Raw genomic sequence first — 5,678 nt, forward strand, 5'->3', positions numbered from 1 at the left:
CGTGTATACCCAACACTCAATAACTTAAAGCTTTTACATCGCTATTCTGGTTTTCAGTCTTTAACAGAGCTGCAAGCATCGGTGTTAGAACTTGTTAAGCAATACGGCTCTATTAAAGTGGGTCAGTTAGTTAGCTTTTTAAAAGCAACTGCCGGTGAGCTACTTGCTACAGTGCTACGCTTATTATCACTAGGGCAGTTATTTGCCGACTTAACTACAAATGAAATATCAATAGAAACAGCAATTTGGTCTAACAATGTTTAATGATGAATTTAACCAGCCATTACCAAAAGTAGAGACCAAACTACCTCAAAATTACGCCAAAGATTTACAAGCCCTTCCTGAAAAAATTAAAAATACAACATTTGCTAAGCTTAAATATATTCAATGGCTTGAGGCTAATATTCAAGGCGGTTGGACACAAAAAAACCTTGAGCCTTTATTAAAAGTAATACCCGAAGTTGAGGGAGAAAAAAAGCCCAGCTGGAGAACAGCAGCACGATGGTATAGCGCTTATACCAATGCAGATAAAAATATCATGGCGCTAATACCAAGCCATCAAAAAAAGGGTAACAGGGAGCGCGATACAGCCACCGATAAGTTTTTCGAAAAAGCACTTGAGCGTTATTTAGTAAAAGAAAAACCTTCGGTGGCTTCGGCTTACAAGTATTACGCAGACTTAGTTATCATTGAAAACGACAGTGTTGTAGGCAGTGTTTTAAAGCCTTTAACATATAAAGCATTTAAAAACAGAGTAGATAACTTACCACAATACGAGGTGATGGTTGCTCGTTATGGCAAGCGCCTTGCTGATATTGCTTTTAATAAAGTGGAAGGGCATACACGGCCTACCCGAGTACTTGAAAAAGTTGAAATTGACCATACACCGCTAGACCTTATTTTATTAGATGATGAACTGCATATTCCACTTGGTCGGCCAACACTTACCATATTAATAGATGTGTATAGCCACTGTATTGTTGGCTACTATTTTAGCTTCAGTGCGCCTAGCTACGATGCAGTAAGGCGAGCAATGCTAAATGCAATGAAACCTAAAAATGAAGTGGCAAAGCTATACCCTGATACAGTAAATGAGTGGAAGTGTGCAGGTAAAATTGAAACACTAGTTGTTGATAACGGCGCTGAATTTTGGAGTAACAGCCTTGAACTAGCTTGTGAAGAAATAGGCATTAATACTCAATATAACCCTGTTGCAAAGCCGTGGTTAAAACCGTTTGTAGAACGTATGTTCGGCACAATAAATACTGAATTATTAGACCCTGTGCCAGGTAAAACCTTTTCTAACATTTTACAAAAGCATGAATACAATCCCAAAAAAGATGCAATCATGCGGTTTACAACCTTTATGCAGTTATTTCATAAATGGGTAGTAGACGTTTACCATCAAGATGCCGACAGTCGCTTTAAGTACATACCAAGCCAATTATGGGATCAAGGCTTTAGTTCGTTACCACCAACAATGCTGAGTGATGCTGACCTTCAACAGCTAGATGTTGTGCTCAGTATTTCAATTCACCCTAAACTTCGAAAGGGGGGAGTATGGCTGGAAAACTTAAGGTACGACTGCACGGAGCTGTCTAATTACAGAAAGCAATTTAGTCACAACGTATCTCATAAGGTTTTAGTTAAGTTAAACCCCGAAGATATTTCTTATGTATACGTATACCTCGATAAGCTAGAGCATTACATAAAAGTACCATGCATAGACCCAAACGGTTACACCCAAAATTTAAGTTTGAATCAGCATAAAATAAACATACGCATCCACCGCGACTTTATTTCGGGCTCTATCGATAATGTCGGCTTAGCAAAAGCGCGTATGTTTATTCATAATAAAATTCAAAACGAGTTTGAAGCGTTAAAAAATGCGCCAAAACACTCAAAAGTAAGAGGCGGTAAAGCGCTAGCTAAGCATCAAAATGTCAGTAGTGATTCACAAAAATCAATAACTCAGTGCAAACCCATAGAGCCCAAAAAGGTCACACCTAAAGAGCAGCCAACTGATAGCTGGGATGACTTTATCTCAGATCTAGATGGGTTTTAATTATGCTGACCGATAAACAAAAAGAAAAGCTTAATGAGTTTCGTGATGTATTTATTGAATACCCAATAATAACCACGGTATTTAACGACTTCGACAGATTAAGACTTGGTAAAGGGTTAGCGGGCGAAAAGCCCTGCATGCTTTTAAATGGCGATACAGGCACAGGTAAAACAGCACTGATCAAGCAATATAAAGAACGTCACTTACCGCAATTTATTAATGGTGTTATGAACCATCCTGTATTAGTAAGCCGCATACCTAGCAATCCGACACTAGAATCTACTTTAGCTGAGCTTCTTAAAGACTTAGGGCAAGTAGGCAGCACAGAGCGTAAACTACGAATAAACGGTACACGCTTAACGACATCATTAATAAAATGCCTAAAAACGTGTGGCACAGAGCTTATAATTATTGATGAGTTTCAAGAGCTAATTGAGCATAACCAAGGTAAAAAGCGCCGCGAAATTGCTAACAGGTTAAAATACATTAACGATGAAGAGGGTGTATCAATTGTCTTGGTAGGTATGCCGTGGGCAGAAAAAATAGCAGACGAGCCCCAGTGGTCATCGCGTTTATTAGTAAGGCGGCAGCTGCCTTATTTTAAATTATCAGAAAACCCAAAGCATTTTGTGCAGTTAATAATTGGCCTAGCCAACCGTATGCCATTTACCGAAAAGCCAAATCTAAGTGAGCAAGCAACAGTGTTTGCTTTGTTCTCCTTATCAAAAGGTTGCTTTAGAACACTCAAATACTTTTTAGATGATGCCGTACTTTACGCATTAATGGACAACGCAAAAACCCTCACGACCAAACACTTGGTTAAAGCATTTGATGTACTCTTTCCTAATATTCCAAATTTATTTACCTTGCCTGTTGCAGAAATAACAGCAAGTGAAGTCGATCGCTATTCACTATACAAACCTGAAAGCGCCCAAGATGAAGATCCGTTCATAGCGACTAAATTTACTGACCGAATGCCTATTAGTCAGTTGTTGAGGAAGTAGAAGAAAGTGACATTTAGTAAAATGAATAATCGTCATCATACGAGCTTGTTATTTCATCAAAATAATCTGCTTTATCGTACTGCTCAACTAGTAAGTTTAAATTGGCTCTTCTACTACTTGGAGCTGAATTTATCATTGCTTTTAAAGTTGTTAGGGCATTTTGGATATTATTATGCTTGTGATAAAGGTCTTCTATTAAATGAGAAAATTCAATTTCCTGGGCATACAGAGATAAAGTACCTACCCACCAATCTTTTACTGCCAACTCAGTTATGTCTATTTCTCTATTTTGTTTTAACTCAGTAGAAGCTAAATGTTCTTGAAATCGGAAATGCCCAAATGAATAGTTTTTACTTATAGGGTCGCGGATCAATATATTACAAGGGTCAATTAGTTCTTCTACACACTTTTCAATAAGTGAAGCTTCGTAGTGGTTTGATAGGCTCTTGTTCAAACGTGATATAATTCTTTCCTTGGATAAACTCCTTAAATTATCTTGTTGCATTGAGAATGCTAATTTTCGAGCAACCCGTATTAAGTTCTGACTTTTCTGTGACTGTCGGTCGATTCTTTTGTGCTTATCGTATTCTCCGGTTAGAAGTAAAAGCCTTTCATCATAAATTTCATACTCAGATTTTGGTGTTTTTACGCCATTCTCAGTGAGTGAACAGGTAATTGTTGCAAGAAGTGGAGTTTTTATATGTTCGTATAAATTATTTTTTTTGACTTCTTCTACAAGTTTAGCTGCAAGGGTTTTATTGTTCATCCATCCTAAAATAAAGCTCTCAAGTTGATCTTCTGTAAAAGGTAGGAGAGTTATTCCTAGGAAGTCAATTTTATTCAAATAGCTTACACAATCTCTACTTGAGATTATTAATTGGGCTTTAGGAAATTTAGCTTTAAAATCTGTGATAGCTGGAATGATTTCGTGAACTTGGGTATATATTTCATCTAATCCATCAAGGATTAATGTTAAGTTTGGTGGAAGAGCAATTTGCGCTTCAGATATCATTTCAAGCGTGGGTTCAAACCCTTTACTCATTAAGATTACTTTTAAAAGTAGTTGACTCTTTAAAAACTCCCTAGATTCTGCGCTTACGATTATTTCTTGAAGTCTTTCAACTAATTTATTAAGAGGTATATAAATACTAATATTGTCAGAGTGGTCTTTTAATTGTGTAGCGTAAGCTTGTAAAGTAGTAGTTTTACCAACGCCAGCACCGCCATATACAGCTATATCTTTCCGGCTCTCAAAGATGTCATGTGGTGATATTGAAACGCGATCATCAGCTTTACCTTTATTACTATAATTAAACCAACGTGATACTGGTGAGTCAGCTCTAATTAACCTTTCAAGGAACATTAGTGCTTCTTCAGTTTCTTTTAAGAAGTCTTTTATTTTTAGAGATCTGCCTTTAGTGTTATGAAGTGCTTCCACTCCTGTTATATAAGAGTTTTTGTATGAATTCAGTTGTAGCTTTAGAGTTTGATTGAAAGTGAAATTATAACTCGGAATAGGAGCTAGCTTAACCTTTAGCTGATCTCGTTTTTCTTTTTGAGATGCTATCTGTTGAAATAATCCATTAATTTTTTCTATTTGAGAGTTAATAGAAGAAAATTGAGAACCAGCTAAAAGCTCAAAATTTTTCTGGTTAAAATTACTTTCAACTCGTGCTTTAATTTTAGTTAGTAGCTCTTTTACTTGGTTGATTTCTTGTTTACTTAATTTTTTTGTGTAAGAAGAGTTAGCTGGACTGCAAGCTGCTTGAAGATCATTAATTATTTGACTTAAAGAGATTGAGCACTCACTTAAAGTACTTTCTATTTCAGAGTACTTTTGGATATTTTTTGTATTTTCCTTTGATTTATATTTGGTTTGCATCAAAGTAAAATTTTGTTCAATTTTATCAATCTCTTCAGAAAAGAGATTGATTTGAAAGTTTGCTGAGAAAAACTTGTGTTCAATTTTTATTTTTTCCCAAACATTTACATCTTCTATTTTGATTTCAGAAGTATAGATATCAACGTCAATATGAAAGAGCGCATTGCTATCAACAGACCCTACAAAAAAACTTAAGTCACTGTAATAATTATTTAGAACGTTACCGCTTTTTGCATTCAATGCATTTAATAATTCGTTATTTATTAGGTGCTCATTGCAAGTTTTACTTAATTTATCCTCAATAGTTGTTAAAAGCTTTAATAGGCCTGGCTTAAACTCTTTTATCATATCTATTATTTTTGGGCCATCTAATAACTCAACCGTTGGTTGAAGGCCGAATAATTGGCTACCAACCTCTTCTATAAATCTACTTTTAGCTGGTTCAGGGCATGCGATATAAACCTCATTGGCGTTTAATATTTCGCCAGAAATCGTAGTGATAGTACCTGAGACACATTGTCTAAGTTGATGTAATAGCTGTGAGAATTTTGCGCTTTCAGATGCATTTTGAATAGCTCCAATCTTTTTTGATTGTATGTAGGTGACTCTAGGCTTTGTTCGTGGAGGGATAACCATTTGCGCAATTAGATCTTTACCTCGTTCTAATGGTCCTCCGTTGAAGTCAACACGGTTATATCCCATTGATTCAAAAAGTGGCTTAACAATA

General features: G+C 36.1%; 3 protein-coding genes and 1 pseudogene. 3 read left to right on the forward strand and 1 reads right to left on the reverse strand.

Going from position 1 to position 5,678, the window contains the following annotated elements; translation table 11 throughout:
- The 3 genes and pseudogenes from ACTRWE_RS18715 to ACTRWE_RS18725 all read left to right on the forward strand — a co-directional run.
- Positions 1–264: pseudogene (locus ACTRWE_RS18715) on the forward strand (TnsA endonuclease N-terminal domain-containing protein); the annotation flags it as partial.
- Positions 257–2,065, forward strand: coding sequence for a transposase (locus tag ACTRWE_RS18720; RefSeq protein ID WP_462880484.1), 1,809 nt, complete (start codon positions 257–259; stop codon positions 2,063–2,065). The pseudogene ACTRWE_RS18715 and the gene ACTRWE_RS18720, both read left to right, overlap by 8 nt.
- A gap of 2 nt (positions 2,066–2,067) precedes the next feature.
- A complete protein-coding gene (locus ACTRWE_RS18725; protein ID WP_462880485.1) occupies positions 2,068–3,069 on the forward strand; it encodes a TniB family NTP-binding protein in 1,002 nt (333 codons plus the stop codon).
- 13 nt (positions 3,070–3,082) lie between these two features.
- Here ACTRWE_RS18725 and ACTRWE_RS18730 read toward each other — a convergent pair.
- The coding region (locus ACTRWE_RS18730; protein ID WP_462880486.1) for an NACHT domain-containing protein at positions 3,083–5,678 on the reverse strand (2,596 nt) is incomplete at its 5' end.

It is taken from the genome of Pseudoalteromonas sp. G5_S1_54_S4, from assembly GCF_054968565.1.

Coding starts and splice junctions, on each gene's coding strand:
- ACTRWE_RS18720 (WP_462880484.1), top strand. CDS start 257: ATGTTTAATGATGAATTTAACCAGCCATTACCAAAAGTAGAGACCAAA.
- ACTRWE_RS18725 (WP_462880485.1), top strand. CDS start 2,068: ATGCTGACCGATAAACAAAAAGAAAAGCTTAATGAGTTTCGTGATGTA.